17 protein-coding genes, 1 pseudogene and 1 riboswitch are annotated in these 21,354 nt (G+C 36.7%); of the genes and pseudogenes, 15 read left to right on the forward strand and 3 right to left on the reverse strand.

What is annotated here, in order from left to right; genetic code table 11:
• Window positions 1-88 precede the first annotated feature (88 nt).
• The 4 genes from xerC (at window position 89) to codY (ending at window position 3,836) form a co-directional block, all read left to right on the forward strand.
• On the forward strand, window positions 89-1,003 hold the full coding sequence (gene xerC, locus EJN90_RS12365) for a tyrosine recombinase XerC (RefSeq protein ID WP_126111700.1): 915 nt from the start codon (window positions 89-91) through the stop codon (window positions 1,001-1,003).
• Window positions 1,004-1,068: 65 nt separating this feature from the next.
• Window positions 1,069-1,596 (forward strand): HslVU peptidase proteolytic subunit, encoded by a 528-nt coding sequence (gene hslV, locus EJN90_RS12370; RefSeq protein ID WP_126111702.1) that lies wholly within the window; start codon window positions 1,069-1,071, stop codon window positions 1,594-1,596.
• A gap of 15 nt (window positions 1,597-1,611) precedes the next feature.
• Window positions 1,612-3,018 (forward strand): ATP-dependent protease ATPase subunit HslU, encoded by a 1,407-nt coding sequence (gene hslU, locus EJN90_RS12375; RefSeq protein ID WP_126111704.1) that lies wholly within the window; start codon window positions 1,612-1,614, stop codon window positions 3,016-3,018.
• Between the two features lie 8 nt (window positions 3,019-3,026).
• The gene (gene codY / locus EJN90_RS12380; RefSeq protein WP_126111706.1) at window positions 3,027-3,836 is read left to right on the forward strand and encodes a GTP-sensing pleiotropic transcriptional regulator CodY; all 810 of its coding nucleotides are present in this window, start codon (window positions 3,027-3,029) and stop codon (window positions 3,834-3,836) included.
• A 44-nt stretch (window positions 3,837-3,880) separates the two neighbouring features.
• On the opposite strand, the gene plsY is transcribed toward codY, so the two are convergent.
• Complete coding sequence (gene plsY / locus EJN90_RS12385) at window positions 3,881-4,492, reverse strand: glycerol-3-phosphate 1-O-acyltransferase PlsY (RefSeq protein ID WP_164544087.1); 612 nt, start codon at window positions 4,490-4,492, stop codon at window positions 3,881-3,883.
• 209 nt (window positions 4,493-4,701) lie between these two features.
• Here plsY and parE point away from each other — a divergent pair, with 209 nt between their 5' ends.
• From parE to EJN90_RS12425, 8 genes are all read left to right on the forward strand, one after another.
• On the forward strand, window positions 4,702-6,783 hold the full coding sequence (parE, locus tag EJN90_RS12390) for a DNA topoisomerase IV subunit B (RefSeq protein ID WP_126111710.1): 2,082 nt from the start codon (window positions 4,702-4,704) through the stop codon (window positions 6,781-6,783).
• Window positions 6,784-6,785: 2 nt separating this feature from the next.
• Window positions 6,786-9,257: a DNA topoisomerase IV subunit A gene (gene parC / locus EJN90_RS12395; protein WP_126111712.1), complete on the forward strand. Its 2,472-nt coding sequence runs from the start codon at window positions 6,786-6,788 to the stop codon at window positions 9,255-9,257.
• A 277-nt stretch (window positions 9,258-9,534) separates the two neighbouring features.
• The gene (pflB, locus tag EJN90_RS12400) at window positions 9,535-11,763 is read left to right on the forward strand and encodes a formate C-acetyltransferase (RefSeq protein WP_126111714.1); all 2,229 of its coding nucleotides are present in this window, start codon (window positions 9,535-9,537) and stop codon (window positions 11,761-11,763) included.
• 109 nt (window positions 11,764-11,872) lie between these two features.
• Entirely contained in the window at window positions 11,873-12,637 is a 765-nt protein-coding gene (gene pflA, locus EJN90_RS12405) for a pyruvate formate-lyase-activating protein (protein ID WP_126111716.1), read from the forward strand.
• A 90-nt stretch (window positions 12,638-12,727) separates the two neighbouring features.
• On the forward strand, window positions 12,728-13,657 hold the full coding sequence (locus EJN90_RS12410; RefSeq protein WP_126111718.1) for a manganese-dependent inorganic pyrophosphatase: 930 nt from the start codon (window positions 12,728-12,730) through the stop codon (window positions 13,655-13,657).
• A 142-nt stretch (window positions 13,658-13,799) separates the two neighbouring features.
• Window positions 13,800-14,642, forward strand: a complete 843-nt coding sequence (locus EJN90_RS12415) for a metallophosphoesterase (protein WP_126111720.1) — start codon at window positions 13,800-13,802, stop codon at window positions 14,640-14,642.
• A 5-nt stretch (window positions 14,643-14,647) separates the two neighbouring features.
• On the forward strand, window positions 14,648-15,583 hold the full coding sequence (locus EJN90_RS12420) for a magnesium transporter CorA family protein (protein ID WP_126111722.1): 936 nt from the start codon (window positions 14,648-14,650) through the stop codon (window positions 15,581-15,583).
• 21 nt (window positions 15,584-15,604) lie between these two features.
• The gene (locus tag EJN90_RS12425; protein WP_126111724.1) at window positions 15,605-16,450 is read left to right on the forward strand and encodes a VOC family protein; all 846 of its coding nucleotides are present in this window, start codon (window positions 15,605-15,607) and stop codon (window positions 16,448-16,450) included.
• Between the two features lie 85 nt (window positions 16,451-16,535).
• Here EJN90_RS12425 and EJN90_RS12430 read toward each other — a convergent pair whose 3' ends face one another.
• A complete protein-coding gene (locus tag EJN90_RS12430; RefSeq protein WP_126111726.1) occupies window positions 16,536-17,162 on the reverse strand; it encodes a glycosyltransferase family 32 protein in 627 nt (208 codons plus the stop codon).
• Between the two features lie 142 nt (window positions 17,163-17,304).
• Window positions 17,305-17,451: riboswitch (Lysine riboswitch) on the forward strand.
• Between the two features lie 83 nt (window positions 17,452-17,534).
• Here EJN90_RS12430 and EJN90_RS14060 point away from each other — a divergent pair.
• The 3 genes and pseudogenes from EJN90_RS14060 (at window position 17,535) to EJN90_RS12450 (ending at window position 20,834) form a co-directional block, all read left to right on the forward strand.
• A pseudogene (locus EJN90_RS14060) lies at window positions 17,535-19,151 on the forward strand (ABC transporter permease subunit).
• On the forward strand, window positions 19,148-19,891 hold the full coding sequence (locus EJN90_RS12445; protein WP_126111730.1) for an amino acid ABC transporter ATP-binding protein: 744 nt from the start codon (window positions 19,148-19,150) through the stop codon (window positions 19,889-19,891). The pseudogene EJN90_RS14060 and the gene EJN90_RS12445 overlap by 4 nt, the downstream one beginning before the upstream one ends.
• 19 nt (window positions 19,892-19,910) lie before the next feature.
• The gene (locus EJN90_RS12450; RefSeq protein ID WP_126111732.1) at window positions 19,911-20,834 is read left to right on the forward strand and encodes a DMT family transporter; all 924 of its coding nucleotides are present in this window, start codon (window positions 19,911-19,913) and stop codon (window positions 20,832-20,834) included.
• An 18-nt stretch (window positions 20,835-20,852) separates the two neighbouring features.
• Here EJN90_RS12450 and EJN90_RS12455 read toward each other — a convergent pair whose 3' ends face one another.
• Window positions 20,853-21,194, reverse strand: a complete 342-nt coding sequence (locus tag EJN90_RS12455) for a metal-sulfur cluster assembly factor (protein WP_126111734.1) — start codon at window positions 21,192-21,194, stop codon at window positions 20,853-20,855.
• Between the last annotated feature and the right edge of the window lie 160 nt (window positions 21,195-21,354).

Below are 21,354 nucleotides of genomic sequence, written 5' to 3' on the forward strand. Positions count from 1 at the left end.
ATTAAATAAACTCTTAAACTTAATAGAGACTAATTGAATTCTCTCCAGCCTTATGATATTTTAAACGTAAGTTGCTGGAGGGGTTTTTTTGAAAACAAATCAAAATTTATTAGAAAGCTTTGTTCACTATTTATCGATTGAACGACGATATTCTGAAGAAACAGTAAAAGCGTATTTGCAAGATTTGAAAAAATTCGAACTTTTTTTAAAAGAAAGCGGGACTGCCTCGTTTGTTGAAGTCCGTCTTTTTGATGTCCGGACCTTTTTGAGTTTTTTAGACGAAGAAGAGCTAAGCCGCAACACTATTTCACGTATTCTATCCAGTCTTCGAGGGTTTTATGGTTATTTATTACGTGAAAAAATGATTACGGAAAATCCTGTCTCAAGCATTACCTTTAAGAATCGTTCCTTACGTTTGCCAAAGTATCTGTATGATGAAGAGCTAGAAAAAATTTTCGAAGCGGCAAAAGGAATCGAGCCTTTGGATTATCGTAATATAGCAATCTTGGAACTGTTGTATGCAACAGGAATCCGAGTTAGCGAATGCCGTAATATCACTTTAGAAGATATTGATTTCACTCTCGGTGTAATTTTGATTATCGGAAAAGGGAATAAAGAACGATATGTTCCTTTTGGACACTTTGCCTTAGAGGCGATGGAGCAATATTTGCAAAAAGGAAGAGAACCGATTATGATGAAATATCATAAAACACACTCGACTTTATTCGTTAATCGTTTAGGGGATCCATTGACGACAAGCGGAATGGAACATATCTTAAACACTATTATGAAAAAAACAGGTATGACCGGAAACTTACATCCACACATGATGCGCCACACATTTGCGACTGATATGTTGAATGGAGGAGCTGATATGCGGACCGTACAGGAGCTGCTAGGCCATTCGAGCTTATCTTCCACGCAAATCTACACCCATGTCACGAAAGACGTCTTACAAAAGAATTATCGAGCGTATCATCCACGAGCCAAAAGGAAAAAATAGCTGTATAATACTATTATTGAGAATTCAGCTTTATTGAATCTGATTATAAAAAGGGGATTTACAGAATGACAACAATATGTGCCGTACAACACAATGGAAAGTCTGCTATGGCTGGCGATGGCCAGGTTACAATGGGAGAACAAGTAATCATGAAAGGTTCTGCTAAAAAAATTCGTCGGATTTATAACGATGAAGTCATTGTCGGCTTCGCTGGCGGTGTAGCAGATGCTTTTACACTTGAAGACAAATTTGAAGAAAAATTAAACCAACATAAAGGAAATTTATTGCGCGCATCCATTGAAGTAGCTAAAATTTGGCGAGGGGACCGTGCATTACAAAAGCTGGAAGCTCTATTAATTGTCATGAATAAAGACGAAATGTACCTTGTTTCAGGGAGCGGGGAAGTAATTGAACCCGATGACGGCATTTTAACGATTGGATCGGGTGGTAATTTTGCTTTGGCAGCTGCTCGCGCGTTGAAACGAAATAGTAATGAATTGACTGCCAAGGAAATGGCGCAACAAAGTTTGCAAATTGCTTCTGAAATTTGCGTTTATACAAATGACAACATTATTGTTGATGAATTTGCGTAAGAAGGGAGAATTCTTTTGAAAACTAAAACAAACTTAACACCGCGTCAGGTGCTGACAGAACTAGACCGTTATATTATTGGACAAAATGATGCGAAAAAATCAGTAGCGGTTGCATTGCGTAATCGGTACCGTCGTATGTTATTAGCTGAAGATATGCAACAAGAGGTAACACCAAAAAATATATTAATGATTGGCCCTACTGGTGTAGGAAAAACAGAAATTGCACGCAGATTGGCGAATCTTGTAAATGCTCCTTTTGTTAAAGTGGAAGCAACGAAATTTACTGAAGTAGGTTATGTTGGTCGAGATGTCGAATCAATGGTTCGTGATTTGGTAGAAAATGCCATTTCATTAGTGGAAGAAGAAAAACGTAGCGATGTATACAGTAAAGCGTATGAAAAAGCGTTGCAACGTATTGCCAAGGCACTGAAACCAGGAATTAAAAAGAAAAAAACAACTGATTCAAATAGCTTCCAAAATATGTTCCAACAATTTGGACTGCCACCATTGAGCGATGAAACAGAAGAAGAAACAGAAGAAGTGACTGCGGAAATCGCAACTGCAAGAACTGAGATCGTTGAACAAATTCGTAAAGGTATCTTAGATAATCGCGATGTAACGATTCAAGTAGAAGAAAAAAGCGGCAGTCCTTTAGGGGCAATGGGTGGAAATGAACAGATGATGATGCTTCAATCCGCTTTGGAGTCAATGACACCAAAGCGGAAAAGTAATCGAACCATGAAAGTAAAAGATGCACTGAAAATTTGTGTGGATGAAGAAACAGATAAAATGATTGATAAAAATGATGTTTCAATGGAAGCTTTAAAATTAGCTGAAGAAAGCGGCATTATCTTTATTGATGAGATTGACAAAATTACATCAAAATCAGACCAAGGCGGACAGGTTTCTAGAGAAGGTGTTCAAAGAGATATCCTTCCAATTGTCGAAGGTTCTCAAGTTGCAACAAAATATGGGAACATAAAAACGGATCATGTTCTTTTTGTTGCATCAGGTGCTTTCCACGTGTCTAAACCAAGTGACTTGATACCAGAATTGCAGGGCCGTTTCCCGATTCGTGTTGAATTAGATGATTTAACAGAAGAGGATTTTGTGCGGATTTTAACGGAACCGAATAACGCTTTATTAAAACAATACAAAGCATTATTGGAAACCGAAGATGTAGTTATTACCTTTACAAAAGAGGCGATTGATCGCATCGCTGCAAATGCAACTAAAATGAATAACGAAACAGATAATATTGGAGCGAGAAGACTTCATACCATTTTAGAAAAACTATTAGAAGATCTTTTATTTGAATCACCAGACATGCCAGGACAACAAATTACGATTACTGCGGATTACGTTGATGAAAAACTAGCACATATTATCGAAGATCAAGATCTAAGACGTTATATACTGTGAGGGAGCATATGGAAGAAATATTAGAAAGGTTACGAACAATTAACCGTTTGCTTCAAAAAGATGGTTTTGTTACAAATAACATTTCAGACGAAGGTCACGATGACTTACCTTTCTTAGAGATGACCGAAAAATTGTCAAAAATTTTAGGAGCTAATGCTTATCTAATTGATGTTGAGGGAAACTTATTAGGATTTAGTGAAGCGATTGACATCAACAATGAACGAGTTAAACAGATGCTGATTGATAAAAAATTCCCTAAAAATTATGCCATTGATCTGAATAAGCTCACTTTTACAACGGCTAACATCGGCATTGAATCAAATATGACCGCTTTTCCTATTGAAACGCGAGATATATTTGTAACAGGTTTGACAACGGTCATCCCTATATTTGCTGCTGGAACTCGTTTAGGTAGTTTGATTTTTGCTCGCTTAAAAGATGCTTTTGATAGTGGTGATTTGATTTTGGCAGAGCACAGTGCTACTGTAATTGGAATGGAAATGCTTCATTTGATGAATGTCAGGACCGAAGAAGCTGCTCGAGCAGAAACAGCTGTTGCCATTGCTCTGCAGTCGCTGTCCTTTAGTGAGACGGAAGCAATTACAGAGATATTTAAAAATATTGATGGATTGGAAACTCGAATCAATGCATCTCAAATCGCGGCGAAGAAAAATATCACTCGATCCATCATTGTAAATGCTTTGAGAAAATTGGAATCCGCACGTATTCTGGAATCAAGATCGTTGGGGATGAAAGGCACCTATATTAAAGTAAGCTCTCCGAGATTATTAAATGAGATAAAGGAAAAATTATCCTAATATATCTATCTCCAAAATAAAAAAGATGCTGGAAAGCATCTTTTTTATTTTGGTCCTTTTGATTTGTTATATCTTAATCCAAACGGGACCATAGTTTCTGTGCCTTCTTTGATCCGTTGAATATTTGCACGGTGGCGATAGATGATATACGAAGTTAAGGAAACAGTTACCACAATCAACCAGACATCACCCATAAAGAAAGAAATGACAATGGCTGTAAGACAAGCAACGATGCTTGCAAAACTAACCATGCTGGAAATGAATAGGTAAATCAAGAAGCAGATAATCGCTAGAGTAAAAAATAAAGGATTATACGCTAGAATAATACCGGCACTGGTAGCAACTGCCTTTCCACCCCGAAAACTTGCAAAGATCGGAAGGGTATGGCCAATAGAAGCGACAACACCTGTTAATAAAGGATGAATCGGTAGACCAAACCAAATCGGCAGTAAGGTAGCGATAGAGCCTTTTAAAATATCCATGATGAGTACAATAATACCCGCTTTTGTGCCTAACACGCGGAACGTATTGGTAGTTCCCATGTTACCACTGCCAAATTCACGAATATCTTTATGGTAAAATAGTTTTCCAATCCACACACCAGAAGGGATGGATCCTAATAAATATGCTGCTATGATGGTAATTAGTGAAATCACTTGGTTCACTCCTATATACGAATTAAAAATAATACGTCATTATTCTACCACTATTCCATGGTTTTTCATACTAAGTTTTTTATAAAACCCTGTTAGAATAGCTTTTGAATGATATAATAATTTGATTTTCCTTTTACAATCACCAATATTTCAAGTATTATAATAGAATGGATGTTCGAATTCCGTAGCTAGAATGAAGGAGTTTAACTATGACACAAGTAAAAAAGAATTTGTACAATGATGAATCAATACAAGTATTAGAAGGACTGGAAGCAGTCCGTAAAAGACCGGGAATGTATATTGGATCTACGGACAGCCGGGGACTACATCACATGGTATATGAAATTGTCGATAATGCAGTAGACGAAGCATTATCAGGATTCGCAGACGAAATAGAAGTCATGATTCATGCAGATCAAAGTATTACTGTAAGAGATAACGGCCGAGGGATGCCCACAGGAATGCATCAATCGGGTATACCAACGATTCAAGTCATCTTTACAGTGTTACATGCCGGAGGTAAATTTGGTCAAGAAGGTGGTTACAAGACCTCTGGAGGACTGCATGGAGTGGGGGCCAGCGTTGTGAATGCATTATCTGAGTATTTAGAAGTGGAAGTTATTCGAGATAAGACGCTGTATAGTCTAACTTTTAAAAATGGTGGAAAACCAACGGGAAAATTAAAAAAGAAAAAAACTACATCTCCCTCAAGCGGATCTGCTATTCATTTTTTACCGGATAGAGAAATATTCGGTACTTCTCAATTATCTTATGACATCTTGGCAGAACGAATGAGAGAATCAGCCTTCCTCTTAAAAGGACTTAAAATTACACTGAAAGATGAACGCTCTGACAAAAGTGATGTTTTCTTTTATGAAAAAGGAATCAGTGAGTTTGTTGCCTACTTAAATGAGGAAAAGGATACGTTGACAGAAATTACCAGTTTTAGTGGAATGGTAGAAGGAATCGAGGTTGAATTCGCTTTTCAATACAATGATGGCTATTCCGAGACGATTCTATCTTTTGTAAATAATGTTCGCACCAAGGATGGGGGTACCCACGAAACAGGTGCGAAAACAGGAATGACAAAGGCCTTTAATGAATATGCACGTAAAATGGGGCTCTTAAAAGAAAAAGACAAAAATTTAGAAGGCAGCGATGTCCGCGAAGGACTAACTGCTGTTCTTAGTTTGCGTATACCTGAGCAAGTTCTTCAATTTGAAGGACAGACCAAAGAAAAACTAGGTACTCCTCAGGCACGTCCCATTGTTGATAATCTTCTCAATGAACGTTTAAATTTTTTCTTAATTGAAAATGGAGAAGTTGCCCAAATGCTTGTCAGGAAATCATTAAAAGCTCGAGAAGCTCGAGATGCTGCAAGAAAAGCGAGAGAACTTTCAAGGAACGGGAAGAAAAGAAAAGGAGAGCTTTTACTCTCTGGTAAATTGACTCCTGCTCAAGGGAAAAATGCGAAAAAGAATGAATTATTCTTGGTCGAAGGAGATTCCGCTGGCGGGTCCGCTAAACAAGGTCGCGATCGGAAATTCCAGGCAATCTTACCGCTTCGTGGAAAGGTAATTAATACAGAGCGCGCAAATATGCAGGACATTTTAAAAAATGAAGAAATTAGTACGATTATTCATACGGTCGGAGCAGGTGTTGGCCCGGACTTCGATGTGGATGACAGTAATTATGATAAAGTCATCATCATGACCGATGCGGATACTGACGGAGCTCATATCCAAACTTTACTATTAACTTTCTTTTATCGTTATATGAAGCCATTATTGGAAGCGGGGAAAGTGTATCTTGCGCAACCGCCCTTATATAAAGTATCAAAAGGAGCTGGAAAAAAAGAGGTAGTGGAGTATGCATGGACAGAAAAAGAATTAGAGAGCAAAATAAAGATTGTTGGTAAGGGTTATATTCTTCAGCGTTATAAAGGGTTGGGTGAAATGAATGCCGACCAGCTATGGGAAACAACGATGAATCCTGATAGCCGCACTCTTATTCGTGTAATCATTGATGATAAAGCACAGGTTGAGCGAAGAGTGACAACTTTGATGGGGAATAAAGTAGAGCCGCGTCGGAAATGGATTGAAGGACATGTTCAATTCACACTGGAAGATGATAAAAGTATTTTGGAAGAAGACAAAACCGAACAGTCAGCAACGGATGGAACGAAACAAGTAAAAAAACAGGTTCGTGAAGAAAAGCAAGAAGCAAGTGGTTCTGGTGTTTCAACAGAGGAGCTTGAGCAAACTGTTTTGGATATTGAAAGTGGTGAATAAGATTGGCAGAGAGACAGGAAATTAAAGAATTAATGATGGAAGACGTGATGAGCGATCGTTTCGGTCGTTATTCAAAATATATTATTCAAGATCGTGCGCTTCCTGATATTCGAGATGGCTTAAAGCCAGTTCAAAGACGGATTTTGTATGCAATGTATGTGAGTGGGAACACTTCTGAAAAGCAATTTCGTAAATCAGCTAAAACGGTTGGGAATGTTATCGGGAATTATCATCCTCATGGCGATTCAAGTGTATACGAAGCAATGGTTCGTTTGAGTCAGGACTGGAAGATGCGTGAACCCCTTATTGAAATGCATGGGAATAACGGAAGTATGGATGGAGATCCTGCTGCAGCTATGCGTTATACGGAAGCACGTCTGGCAAAGATATCGAGTGAATTACTTGGCGACATCGATAAGGAAACGGTTGATTTTATGTTGAATTTTGATGATACCGATGAGGAGCCATTAGTGCTACCAGCGCGTTATCCCAATCTCTTAGTGAATGGGACAACAGGTATCTCAGCAGGATATGCGACCGATATTCCGCCTCATAATTTAGGAGAAATAATTGATGCAACAACCTATTTAATAGAACATCCAAATGCGACTTTAGATCAATTAATGAAATTTGTGAAAGGACCTGATTTTCCGACTGGAGCGATTATACAAGGAATTGACGGACTGAAAACTGCTTATAAAACAGGAAGGGGAAAAGTAGTTGTTCGATCAAAAGCAGTAATCGAATCCCTTCGCGGCGGCAAGCAGCAAATTGTAATCAACGAAATTCCTTTTGAAGTGAATAAAGCACAATTAGTCAAGAAAATGGATGAGATTCGGATTAACCGAAAACTTGAAGGAATCGCAGAAGTTCGTGATGAGACAGACCGTACAGGATTGCAAATTGTCGTTGAACTTAAAAAAGACGTGAATGCAGAAGGTATTTTGAATTACTTATTTAAAAATACTGATTTACAAGTAAATTATAACTTTAACATGGTTGCGATTGATGAAAGAATGCCCAAACAAGTTGGTATATCAGATATATTAAAAGCCTATATCGCTCATCAAAAAGAAGTGATTGTTCGCAGAACCCGCTACAATTTAAAAAAAGCAGAAGTACGATTGCATATCGTAGATGCTTTAATAAAAGTAGTTTCTATTTTAGATGAAGTAATCCAACTTATTCGAAATAGTAATGATAAAAAAGATGCTAAAAACAATTTAATGAAAACTTTTGATTTTTCGGAAGTTCAGGCTGAAGCAATTGTTTCTTTACAACTTTATCGTTTAACCAATACAGATATAGTTGCTCTTCAAAATGAACGTCTGGATTTAAGCGAGTTAGTTGCCTCTTATAATAGTATTTTAAAGAACGAGAAGACATTGTTATTGGTAATGAAAAACGAACTGAATGAAATCAAAAAGAAATATGCTACCCCTCGTCTATCAGTAATTGAAGAAGAAATAGATGAGATAAAAATCGAGACCGAAGTGTTAATTCCAGAAGAAGAAGTTGTCGTTGTCTTAACACGAGAAGGATATTATAAACGTACCAATCTCCGTTCTTTTGCAGCGACCGATTTGACTGATATAGGATTACGAGAAGGCGATCAGCCGTTGCTTATTGAGAAAGCTTCTACTTTGGATGCCATTGCCATCTTTACTAATAGAGGCGATTATATGCATTTCCCCATTTACGAATTACCGGAATTAAAATGGAAGGATATGGGACATCATTTATCTCAGAGTATTCCTTTTGCGAATAATGAAGAAATTCTTGTTGCAAAAATTATCAAACATGAGGAAGAATTGTCTGAGAGCCAATCCGTTATTTTTGTCACCAAAGAGGGCATGATTAAACGGTCGTTATTATCCGAATATCAAACGTTTAGAGGTTACAAAAGGAAAAAAAGTACAGCAATTCGTTTAAAGACGGAAACAGATTTCGTCACCAATATCCATTTTATTGATGCAGCTAAAAAAGAATACGAAGTATTACTTATAACAAATGGTGGCTTTAGTTTACGCTATTTACTAGACGAAATATCTGTAACGGGAATTCGTACAAGCGGTGTTAAGGCGATTAACTTAAAAGTAGATGATTATGTAGTGGGAGCTGCAATATTTGAAATGGATGATGAGAAATATCCAATTTTAATTATGACTCAACGAGGAAATGCCAAGCGATTTAGAACGAGTGAAATTCCAAGATTGGGAAGAGCAAAACGTGGGCTAATGTTAATCAAGGAATTAAAAACAAATCCTCATAGAATTATTTATATGGATGCAGACACCGAAGCAAATACTTTATATCGCATTCGAACCACAAGAGGTCAGACAAAAGAACTATACAGCAAGAATGTCCCATTCAGTGCAAGATATACGAATGGTTCCTCTGTTTTAGTTGAGAAAGATGAAGGAATGATCTATTCGATTAAGAAAATATACTCTCTTTCACAATTAGAAGATTAAAAAACACGAATTAGTACAGAAGCAAACTGTTGTATAATACAGTTTGCTTTTTTGTTTCCATTTTTTCGAAATAAAAGTGAATTAATTTTTAATTCGAGGAAAATTTTAAAAGCTCAAGAAGCTTATTGAATAAAGGATTTTAGGTATTTCTTTAAAATAAATATTTATTTTAAAGAATCTGATTGAAAAGTATTGCACAATCATTTTAACGTGTTATAATGAATTCATAAAGTGTGTTACATAAATCACAATAAGAGTTAAATGGGAGGCTTTATTCATGGAACAATGGCAAGGCTTTAAAGGAAAGACTTGGAAAACAGAAGTTGATGTGCGAGATTTTATCCAACAAAACTATGCACCTTATGAAGGCAGTGCAGAATTTTTGGAAGGTCCTACAGCTACTACAAATGAACTTTGGGCACAAGTAATGGATTTGACAAAACAAGAGCGAGAAGCAGGCGGAGTATTGGATATGGATACAAAAGTTGTATCTACCATCACTTCTCATGGTCCGGGATACTTAGATAAAGACAAAGAAAAAATTGTTGGTTTCCAAACAGAAAAACCTTTTAAACGTTCCTTACAACCATTCGGCGGCATCCGCATGAGTGAACAGTCTGCAGGGTCATATGGTTACGAAATTGACGCTGAAGTATCAAAAATATTCCGCGATTACAGAAAAACACATAATCAAGGGGTTTTTGATGCATATACACCTGAAATGCGTGCAGCTAGATCAAACAAAGTTATCACAGGATTGCCTGATGCATATGGACGTGGAAGAATCATCGGAGATTATCGTCGCGTAGCCTTATACGGTGTAGATTATTTAATGGAACAAAAATTAAAAGATTATGCAGTAATTGGTAACGGAACAATGTCTGAGGATATTATTCGTTTACGTGAAGAAATGAGCGACCAATATCGAGCATTGAAAGAATTGAAAGAACTAGGAAATATTTATGGATTCGATATTTCAAAACCCGCAACTACTGCACAAGAAGCATTCCAATGGTTATACCTGGGCTATCTAGCAGCGGTTAAACAACAAAATGGAGCGGCTATGTCACTTGGGCGTGTATCTACATTCTTGGATATTTATATCGAACGTGATCTTAAAAATGGCACATTAACAGAAGTGGAAGCACAAGAAATTGTTGACCACTTTGTTATGAAACTTCGTTTAGTTAAATTTGCCCGTACGCCAGATTACAACGAATTGTTCTCAGGAGACCCTACTTGGGTAACCGAATCAATTGGGGGCATGGGAGAAGACGGCCGTACATTGGTTACAAAAAACAGTTTCCGTTTCTTACAAACATTAAAGAACATGGGAACAGCACCTGAACCAAACTTGACTGTCTTATGGTCGACAAAATTACCGGAAGCATTCAAGAAGTTCTGTGCACACATTTCTATCGAGACAAGTTCCATCCAGTATGAGAATGATGATGTAATGCGCTTGGAGTGGGGCGATGATTACGGAATTGCTTGTTGTGTATCTGCAATGCGCATTGGTAAACAAATGCAATTCTTTGGAGCTCGTGCAAACTTAGCTAAAACACTATTATATGCAATTAATGGTGGTGTGGATGAAGTTACTAAAAAGCAAGTTGGACCAAAATATCAACCAATTACTTCTGAATACTTGGATTTTGATGAAGTTATGGAAAAATATGATTTAATGAATGAATGGGTAGCAGGTCTATACATTAATACATTGAATGTAATCCACTATATGCACGATAAGTATAGTTACGAAAATCTCGAAATGGCTCTACATGATACGCACGTTATGCGTACAATGGCAACCGGAATTGCTGGTTTCTCTGTAGCAATTGACTCCTTATCAGCAATTAAACACTCAAAAGTAAAAGTAATTCGTGATGAAGATGGTATCGCGGTCGATTTCGAAATTGAAGGAGACTATCCAAAATATGGAAACAACGATGATCGTGCGGATGACATTGGAGTTTGGTTATTAAAAGACTTTATGGGTAAAGTTCAAAAACATAAAACATACCGTGATTCAAAACACACGACTTCCATCCTTACTATTACTTCTAACGTTGTATACGGTAAAAGCACTGGTTCCACACCTGATGGACGTAAAGCACTTGTGCCATTTGCTCCTGGAGCAAATCCATTGCACGGAAGAGATACTCATGGCGCATTAGCGAGTCTTTCTTCAGTAGCAAAAATTCCTTATAAATACTCTTTAGATGGAATTTCAAATACTTTCTCAATCGTTCCAAAGGCATTGGGACGCGAAGGGGAAGTTCAAGAAGAAAACTTAGCAAGTATGCTTGACGGATATGCTCGCAAAGGCGGTCACCACTTAAACGTTAACGTCTTTAACCGCGATACTTTGCTAGATGCTATGGATCATCCAGAAAACTATCCACAGTTAACGATCCGTGTGTCTGGTTATGCAGTTAACTTCATTAAATTAACACGTGAACAACAATTAGACGTTATCAATCGTACAATGCACGAAAGCATGTAAAAAAAGGAAACGGATGAATGATTTATTCATCCGTTTTCCATCAAAGGGAGAGATCCCCTTATCTCTCTTTTTGATGGGAAAGAAAGAGTACAAAGAAGGAGTTATTACAATGACTAGTGCACTTAAAGGGTTTGTACACTCAACTGAAAGCTTTGGATCTGTTGATGGACCTGGTATTCGTTTCATTGTTTTCATGCAAGGTTGTCGAATGCGTTGCGAATTCTGCCACAATCCGGACACCTGGAATATGGGTGGCGGGATAGAAATGACAACGGATGAAGTCCTTGACATGGCGAAGCAATATCAAGAGTTTTGGGGCGAAAAAGGCGGTATTACTATTAGTGGTGGAGAACCATTACTGCAAATAGATTTTATTATTGAGCTTTTTCAAAAAGCAAAGGCAGAAGGAATTAATACAACCATTGATACCTGCGGCCAACCATTTACATATGATGAGCCATTTTTCAATCGATTTGAGGAATTAATGAAAGTTACCGATCTACTGCTCATGGATATTAAACATATTGACAGCCAAAAGCATAAAGAACTGACCATGTGGCGGAACGAAAGTATTATCGACATGACACAATACTTATCGAAAATTGGCAAACCCGTATGGATTAGACATGTCTTGATTCCAGAGAGAACTGATTACGATGAGTATTTAAAAAGATTAGGTGATTATATCGCTACTCTTGATAATGTTCATAAAGTGGAAATTCTTCCCTATCATAAAATGGGTGTTTATAAATATGAAGCCTTAGGAATCCCTTATAAGCTGGAAGGAATAGATCCTCCAACACAAGAAAGAGTAGAAAATGCTCGCAAGCTATTAAGGTGTAATGAGTATAAAGGATATCTACAAGCAAATTAAACTTAAAGGAAAAGGGAGTTAACCGTTGCCCTTTTCCTTTTTTTTGATTATTATGGAAAAAGATAAGAAATGAAAGAGGGACAAAATATAATGGAAAAATTATTAGTATTCGGTCATCAAAATCCAGATACAGATGCAATTACTTCGGCAATCTCGTTTGCTTATTATTTAAACCAAATAGGAGTCGAAGCAGAAGCAGTCGCTTTAGGAGAATTAAGTGATGAGACAGCTTACGCATTGAATCACTTTCATACAGAAGCACCTCGTGTAATTAAAACAGCTTCTAATGAAGTAAAAGCTGTTGCTCTTGTGGATCACAATGAATTCCAACAAAGTGTTTCTGATATTTCAAGCCTTGAAGTACAATACGTGATTGATCATCATCGGATTGATAACTTCCATACTGCAAATCCTGTTTATTACCGTGCAGAGCCAGTGGGATGTACAAATACAGTGATTTATAAGATGTTTAAAGAAAAAGGAATTGAAATTCCTGCAGAATTAGCTGGCTTGATGTTATCTGCCATTATTTCAGATACACTATTATTCAAATCGCCCACTTGTACCGATGAAGATGTAGTAGTAGCAAAAGCACTAGCAAAAATAGCTGATGTTGATCCAAATGAGTATGGTTTAGCTATGTTAAAAGCAGGGACAAATTTAGATGACATATCTAGCGAAGAATTACTTGATTTAGATGCAAAATCTTTCCCAATGGGGAATAAGACGGTACGTGTTGCACAAGTAAATACGGTTGATTTTCAAGATGTATTAAAGCGTCAGGAAGAATTAATTTCTCTTATGACAGCTTCAAATGCTGCTGAAAATTATGATTTGTTTGTTTTATTAGTGACAAATATCATCGACAGTGATTCAACGATTGTTGCAGTTGGAGACGGCGTTTCAAAAGCGGAGGCTGCTTTTGAAGTAAGATTAGAAAACGAAACAGCCTTTTTACCAGGAGTAGTTTCCCGTAAAAAGCAAGTTGTTCCTCAGCTGACAGAGGCTTACGCAAAATAATTCCTGTAAAACCACTATACAATTTGTTTTGTATGGTGGTTTTTAAGTAAAAAACATTTCGAAAATATCTTTCTTTTTTAATATCTCTATTTCGAAGTATGTGATATACTCTTTTTGAGCACAGTTTGTGAGGTGTAAAAACATGAAAATTGGTGTAATATCTGATTTACATATAGATAGTAACCAAAAGAAATTAAAAAGGGGAGACTCCTACGATGTTTTATTAGCGCAACTTTTGTATAACAACGAAGTTGATTTGCTGTTACTAGCAGGAGACATCGCTTCGGATTATCGAGAATCGATTGTTTTTCTTGATAAAATGAAACAACATAATGTGGGTGATTTACTTTTTGTACCAGGAAACCATGATTTTTGGTCTATTAAAAACAAAGAAACGGATACAGAAAAAATTTATCAAATATTTTGTGACAGAGAAGATTCACCGGTAGGAAAACCATTTTTTATAAATGACGATATAGCAGTAGTAGGAAATCCTGGATGGTATGATTATGGATTTGCAAGTGGTAAGTACACGATAGAAGAATTTGAACAAAAAAAATTAAAAGTGGGTGGTTGGAACGATCGGTTATATGTCCATTGGAATGAATCTGATCGAAACGTTGCATCACGAATGTTGGATCAAATTAAAGAAGACTTACAATTAATTGGAAATCGAAATGCGATTTTGATGACCCATGTAGTTACTCATCCGCAATTTACCGTACCTCTGCCACACAGAATTTACGACTATTACAATGCTTTCTTAGGAAGCAAAAGTTACATGACTCTCTATAAGGAATATCCTATTACCCATAGTGTCATGGGGCATGTCCATTTCCGTAAGAGCCTAAAAGAAAATGGTATTCAATACTATTGTAATTGTTTAGGCAGCGGCAGGTACTGGTGGACAGATGATCCACTAACAGAGATGTCTTATACGCTAGAAACGTTTCAAATACCTACAATTTCTTATGATTTGGAGTGAAAGTTATGAAAGCTTTTCGTTTGGAGAACCAAGCATACGTATCGACTGATTCTATAGAGGAAGCAGAATTAGTGTTGTGCGAAGACCCATCACAAGAAGAAATCGACTATTTACACAACCAATATGATATCCCGCTAGATTTTATAACAGATGGGTTAAATCGCTATATGGTTCCACGAAAAGAAAATTATGAGACAGATAATCATGAACTCATTCAGTTATTGCTCTTCCTTTATCCGCTTGTTAAAATCGATGAAGCAGACCGATTGGAATATCAGACATTACCATTATCCATCATTATTCTGAATGGAAAAATGATTATGGTATATCCAAAGGAACTTCCTTTTTTAGAAAGAACGATTAATCAAAATAATCAATCGGAAGAATCTTTATTTCTTTTACAAATTTTATGGCAGCTTACAAATGAATATGTTAAAGCAATTACAAGAATTGATGATGTTATTGAAAACATGGAGCAAAACCTTGTGAATAGTACTAAAAATGAAGCATTTTACAAGATGATTTCAATTAATAAAACACTGGTTTATTTCGAAACAGGGATTACGAAAAATCACGAGATTATCGACCAGGTTTATAAGAAACAACAAGGAGTGACAGAAAAACTGAATAATGAACTTCTGCACGATATCCGTATCTTATCAAACCAGGCAAGAGTAATGAGGAGAGAATCAGATGAAATGATTTCTCATTTAAGTGAAGTCTTTTCTAGCGTAATTTCAAATAATTTGAATAATATTATGAAGTTTCTGACATCTTTAACGATTGTAATGACAATCCCGACCATTATTGGCTCGTATTGGGGAATGAACGTAAGCTTACCATTTGAAAAAAACTTATTTGCATTTGCTTTATTAGTATTTGCTTCTATTATTATTGGGATTCTGACGGTTTTTTGGCTCAAAAAGAAAGATTACTTATAGAAAAATAAAGGTGATAATAAAATGTCGACTAGAAATTGGAAAATTGGCAAAGTAGCTTTAAAAGTACAAGATTTAACTGAAATGAGCGAATTCTATCAAGAGATTATGGGGATGGCGGTATTAACAAAAACTGATTCATCTGTCACTTTAGGAGTAAAAGATTCAAAAGAAGAATTAATTGAATTGATTCAGATTACTCCTGCGGCAGATAAAAAAATGACGGTTGGTTTATACCATCATGCACTATTATTGCCAACAAGAAGTGACTTGGGAGAGTTTTTATATCATTTATTAGTTAAAAAGTATCCATTAGGCGGAGCAAGTGATCATGGATATAGTGAAGCTATTTATTTCAATGACCCAGAAGGAAATGGTATTGAAGTGTATGCAGATAAACCTAAGTCTGAATGGGATGTTCGTGAAGACGGAAGGGTGGAAGGGGTTACAATTCAGATGGATGCTGAAGGCGTTCTGGCTTCCGTTAAAAAAGCCTTCACAGGATTGCCGGTGGGAACGATTATGGGGCATGTGCATTTGACTGTAAATAATTTAGAAGATGCTGGTGTATTTTACACTGAGATTATCGGGCTAGGATTAAAATCGGATTATTTTGGACAAGCAAAGTTCTTTGCGTTTGGCGACTATCATCACCAAGTCGGGACAAATACATGGGCCGGGAAATCATTACCAGCACTAGAAGAAGATCAATTGGGAATAGCATATTATGAGTGGGTTCTTCCTTCTGAAGAGGAATTATCCAGCTTCAGAGCGAAGTTGGATAAGAATCAAATCGCTTATCAAGAAGATGATGGCGTCCTTAAAATGAAAGATTCCAGCGGTATCAAGCTGCATTTGATTAGTGAGTAAGAGCAAAAACATACTAAGATTAGTAGGCAGAAACCTCCGTCGAGGCGCCTATCTAATCTTAGTATGTTTTACATTGAGAATTTTTTTAGAGCCAAGAACCGGAATATTGATGAATTGTATGCGTTTCTTCACCGTCATTAATTTCTTGTGTCCAATAGCTCTTTGGAGAGAAATAGATTCGAGGGAAGATTGTAACGCCCATAACTTCTTGTTTTTCGTTATTTAATTCAAGACCATGTTCTTCAAATATTTCTGTGATACGGATTACATTTGTTTTTTCATCAAGCGTTCCATCTTCATTTTTGAAATGACGATCTTCATAATCATCATAAAGTAATTGGAAAGTTGGATGCTTTGGTTTGGCTGCAATAATGGCAGTGGAAATGGTTGTTTCAACTTCAAATCCCATAAAGGCATCCAATTTTAGTAATTGATCAAGTGGCTTAATAACTTCCATATCAGTATCCATGTAAATGCCACCATATTGTATTAATGCATAAAGACGAGCCACATCGGATACAAAAGCCCATTTTTCTTCTTCATAGGCTTCTTTTACATAGTTCCCCATATTTTCGACATCGAAATTATCTTCATTCCATTCCATTATCTCATAATCAGGACAATACTCTTTCCAGCTTTCCATTACTTTCTGTTCTCTTTCTCCGATAGGGTTACCGCCAAACCAACAGTAATGAATAATCTTCGGTATCATTTACATTTCCTCCTTCGTGTATCATTAATCCAATTGTAACGGATTAACATCTTTTTGACCAATAATGTGTAAAATAAGTAATTCACAGGTTGACATCGCTTCATCAATGTTTTATAGTTACTCAAGAAGAATATCAAAAACAATATGAATTAGAGGACGCGAAAACCATTAGTAGGAAACGAAAGGGGAATTCGCCGAAGTACTGTTAGAGGTGCTGGGTCTATGCTGAACAAGTATAGGACTGTCGAGATAAAATGCCCATTTTATCTTTTGAAGAGCTGTTCATATTGGGGCAAAAGGACGATACCAATCGTGGGCCTTTTGCTCACGGTTTTTTTGTGTTCTTACATACAGAAAAGGGAGTTCGTAAAAATGAAAAAGAGATATGGTTATGCAGCATTATTGCTCGGAACATTCGCGATTTTAGGTGGATGTGCTTCTAACAATTCCAGTGGAGAATCAGACCAAACAGCAGATGATGGTCAGTTTGTTGTTGGATTAGAGGCTGCTTACGCACCCTATAACTGGACACAACTGGATGACAGCAATGGCGGTGTTCCTATTGACGGAACAAATGAATACGCTGGCGGTTATGATGTTGAAATTGCTAAAAAAATTGCGGAAGACCTAGGACAAGAATTAGTAATTGTTAAGACAGAGTGGGACGGCCTGGTTCCTGCATTGCAAGCGAATAAAATCGATGCAATCATTGCAGGGATGTCTCCCACTGAAGAAAGAAAACAAACCATTGATTTCAGTGATCCTTACTTAGAATCTCGATTGGTTATGGTTGTTGCTTCTGGCAGTGAATATGAAAATGCAACGAAACTGGCTGATTTTTCTGGCGCGAAAATTACTGCTCAATTAAACACATTCCACTATGGAGTAATTGATCAAATTGATGGAGTAGAGAAACAGACCGCAATGGATAACTTCTCTGCTATGCGCGTGGCTCTACAATCGGGTGTGATTGATGGTTATGTTTCTGAGTATCCGGAAGCGGTAAGTGCATCCAATGCAAATGCTGATTTTTCTTTCGTCGAATTTGAAGATGGTTTTGAGACAAGTCCAGAAGACACAACGATTGCAATTGGTGTTCGTAAAGATGAACCAAAATTGGATGAATTGAATCAAATTTTAAGTGAAATTTCTGAAGAAGAAAGACAAGAGCTGATGGATGCTGCAATTCTAAACCAACCAGCAGCACAATAAAAGTAGGAGCTGAAAAATCAATTGAGTAATTTATGGAATATCTTTCAAGCAAATGCGCCTTTATTTTTGAATGGTGCGTGGGTGACACTATATATTTCGATGATTGGAACGATTATTGGACTATTAATTGGGTTGATTCTGGGAGTCGTTCGTACGATTCCACAACCCGATAAAAGAAGTTTTAAACGCTATGCTTTAAAAACACTTCATTTCGTAACAACTTGTTATATCGAATTTTTCCGAGGAACACCTATGATTGTTCAGGCCATGGTAATTTATTATGGATCTGCTATTGCATTTGGCTGGGATATGAATCGTATTTTCGCTGCAATCTTTATTGTTTCGATTAATACGGGTGCTTATATCACTGAGATTGTTCGTGGTGGAATTTTATCCATTGACGAAGGACAATATGAAGGTGCTGAAGCAATCGGAATGTCTCATTGGCAAACGATGCGTATTGTCATCATGCCTCAAGTTTGGAGAAATATCCTTCCTGCTACGGGGAACGAATTTGTCATTAACATTAAAGACACTTCCGTGTTAAATGTGATTTCTGTGACAGAATTGTTCTTCCAGACAAAAACAGTTTCCGGTATAAATTTTGATTATTTTGGTCCATTTACAGTTGCTTGTATTCTCTATTTAATTATGACTTTTTCTGTAACGAGAATCCTTCGATTTGTAGAGAAGAAGCTTGACGGCCCGCAACACTACGATCTTGTTGGCGGAAATCAAAATCAAATTGTTACATTAGATAAAGAGGTGCAAAAATGACTTCTGTAATGAAAGTTGAAGGATTAAGTAAAAAATTCGGTGAGCGCGAAGTTCTAAAAAATATCAACTTTGAAGTAGAAGAAGGTAAAGTTATTTGTTTAATTGGTGCGTCTGGTTCAGGTAAATCTACCTTACTGCGTTGCCTAAATTTATTAGAAAAGCCGACAACCGGTGATGTTCTCTATCGTAACGAAAGCATTTTATCAGAATCTTTGAATTTGTTTAAATATCGTTCCAAGGTTGGAATGGTTTTTCAACATTTCAACTTATTTAATAATTTAAACGTACTCGAAAACTGTGTAACAGGACAAGTGACTGTCTTGAAAGCAAGCAAAGAAGAAGCCGAAAAAAGAGCTCTTCGCTTCTTAGAGGAAGTAGGAATGGCGCAATTTATTCATGCTCGTCCAAGCCAGCTGTCAGGCGGTCAGAAGCAACGTGTAGCGATTGCCCGCGCTTTGGCGATGGAGCCGGATTTATTACTGTTTGACGAACCAACTTCAGCGCTTGACCCGCAAACGGTTGGTGAGGTACTGCGTGTAATGAAACAATTAGCAGACAAGGGATTAACCATGGTTGTAGTTACGCATGAGATGCAATTCGCTCGTGAAGTAGCCGATCAAGTTGTATTTATGGATCAAGGGGTAATCGCAGAAGAAGGAACGCCTGAAGAAATATTTAACAATCCAAAAGAAGCACGTACAAAAGAATTTTTAAGTAGAATTCTCGATTCGCCGTTTTAAGGTAGGTGAGAATAAGCATATGGATAAAAAATTAATAGGGATTTTACTAGCGGCCTTCGGAGGAAGTATGTGGGGAGTGTCAGGCATACTTGCCCAAATACTATTCAACCAGTATCAAGCATCCTCCGAATGGTTGGTTAGTATCCGATTACTTTTTTCTGGAATGTTATTGTTATTCTACAATGGTGTTATTAAGAGAGAAGCTATCTTTTCAATCTTAAGGAACAGGAAGGATTTTGTTAGCTTGTTGCTTTTTTCTATTTTTGGAATGGTAGGCGTACAGTACTTGTTTTTTAAAGCAATTGAAGGAAGTAGCGCATCGTTAGCGACAATTTTACAATTTACTGCGCCAATTTTTGTTTACTTCTACTTATTATTTAAAAAAGAGAAGCAACTTAACTTTATAGAGTTATCGCTAGTCTTTTTAACTTTTTTCGGTGTGTTACTTATTGTTAGCAATGGAAACTTTACTCAAATGAACGTTTCTCTTTTTGGTTTTTCATTAGGGATTGGGTCTGCACTTGCTGTTGCGTTTTATAGTATCCAACCAAGGCGTTTATTAGCTAAATACGGCTCTCCTTTGATCGTAGGCTGGGGAATGCTGATTGGAGGGATTTTCTTCCAATTCATTCATCCATTTTGGATACCAGGTTTTGCAATGACTAAAAACAGTATTTTTTTATTAGGAATCATTATTGTTTTTGGGACTGCTTTGGCTTTTATTTCTTACTTAGCAAGTCTCCATTATATTGAAGCTTCTCTAGCAAGTATTATGACTGCTTTAGAGCCACTTTTAGCGGCAGTGTTATCGATCTTTGTTTTTCAACAACAATTTGGTATTTTTGAAATAACAGGAATTATTATTGTGCTGGTGGCTGTGTTAATTTTAGCCAATGACCGGAAAATAACTCTAAAACAAAAAAAGTCAGTCCATCAAAAGTGATGGTACTGACTTCTTTTTTTACCTTGGGTTAATACCAAGTGAAATTCTTCCAAAGCGACTAATGCGAGTCATTTTCCATGCAGGAGTCCATACAATTTTAACCGATACCTGTTTAATTTCTTCAATATTCATTAATGCTTGCTTGATTTCGCCTGGCACGGTTTCAATACATTCGCATCCAATGCCAGTAAAGGTAGTAACAATCTCACAGTGACCTTCCTCATCTAGATTAATTTCATAAATTAAACCAAGATTATAAATATCCAACCCGATTTCAGGATCATAGATGGTTTGAAGTTTTTCGATTATTTGGTCACTGATAGGCGCTGCTTGGTCATTTATTTTGATATTATCTTGCATTCTATCGATTCCTTTCAACGTTGAAAATATATGCTTTGTTCATTTTTTCATGAAAAGCCTATTTTGGCAAGTAAATTATTTAATCTTTTTTTCATGTTCTCTCTGGAAGAATTTTATATTTCTGTTAGAATGTAATTAAAATAGCATGAAAATACTACTA

Source organism: Jeotgalibaca ciconiae, assembly GCF_003955755.1.
Lineage (GTDB): Bacteria > Bacillota > Bacilli > Lactobacillales > Aerococcaceae > Jeotgalibaca > Jeotgalibaca ciconiae.

Bases quoted from the DNA above. Each gene is read 5' to 3' on its own strand.
- hslV (WP_126111702.1), top strand. From the start codon at position 1,069: ATGACAACAATATGTGCCGTACAACACAATGGAAAGTCTGCTATGGCT.
- codY (WP_126111706.1), top strand. From the start codon at position 3,027: ATGGAAGAAATATTAGAAAGGTTACGAACAATTAACCGTTTGCTTCAA.
- parE (WP_126111710.1), top strand. From the start codon at position 4,702: ATGACACAAGTAAAAAAGAATTTGTACAATGATGAATCAATACAAGTA.
- pflB (WP_126111714.1), top strand. From the start codon at position 9,535: ATGGAACAATGGCAAGGCTTTAAAGGAAAGACTTGGAAAACAGAAGTT.
- pflA (WP_126111716.1), top strand. From the start codon at position 11,873: ATGACTAGTGCACTTAAAGGGTTTGTACACTCAACTGAAAGCTTTGGA.
- EJN90_RS12410 (WP_126111718.1), top strand. From the start codon at position 12,728: ATGGAAAAATTATTAGTATTCGGTCATCAAAATCCAGATACAGATGCA.
- EJN90_RS12415 (WP_126111720.1), top strand. From the start codon at position 13,800: ATGAAAATTGGTGTAATATCTGATTTACATATAGATAGTAACCAAAAG.
- EJN90_RS12420 (WP_126111722.1), top strand. From the start codon at position 14,648: ATGAAAGCTTTTCGTTTGGAGAACCAAGCATACGTATCGACTGATTCT.
- EJN90_RS12425 (WP_126111724.1), top strand. From the start codon at position 15,605: ATGTCGACTAGAAATTGGAAAATTGGCAAAGTAGCTTTAAAAGTACAA.
- EJN90_RS12430 (WP_126111726.1), bottom strand. From the start codon at position 17,162: ATGATACCGAAGATTATTCATTACTGTTGGTTTGGCGGTAACCCTATC.
- EJN90_RS12445 (WP_126111730.1), top strand. From the start codon at position 19,148: ATGACTTCTGTAATGAAAGTTGAAGGATTAAGTAAAAAATTCGGTGAG.
- EJN90_RS12450 (WP_126111732.1), top strand. From the start codon at position 19,911: ATGGATAAAAAATTAATAGGGATTTTACTAGCGGCCTTCGGAGGAAGT.
- EJN90_RS12455 (WP_126111734.1), bottom strand. From the start codon at position 21,194: ATGCAAGATAATATCAAAATAAATGACCAAGCAGCGCCTATCAGTGAC.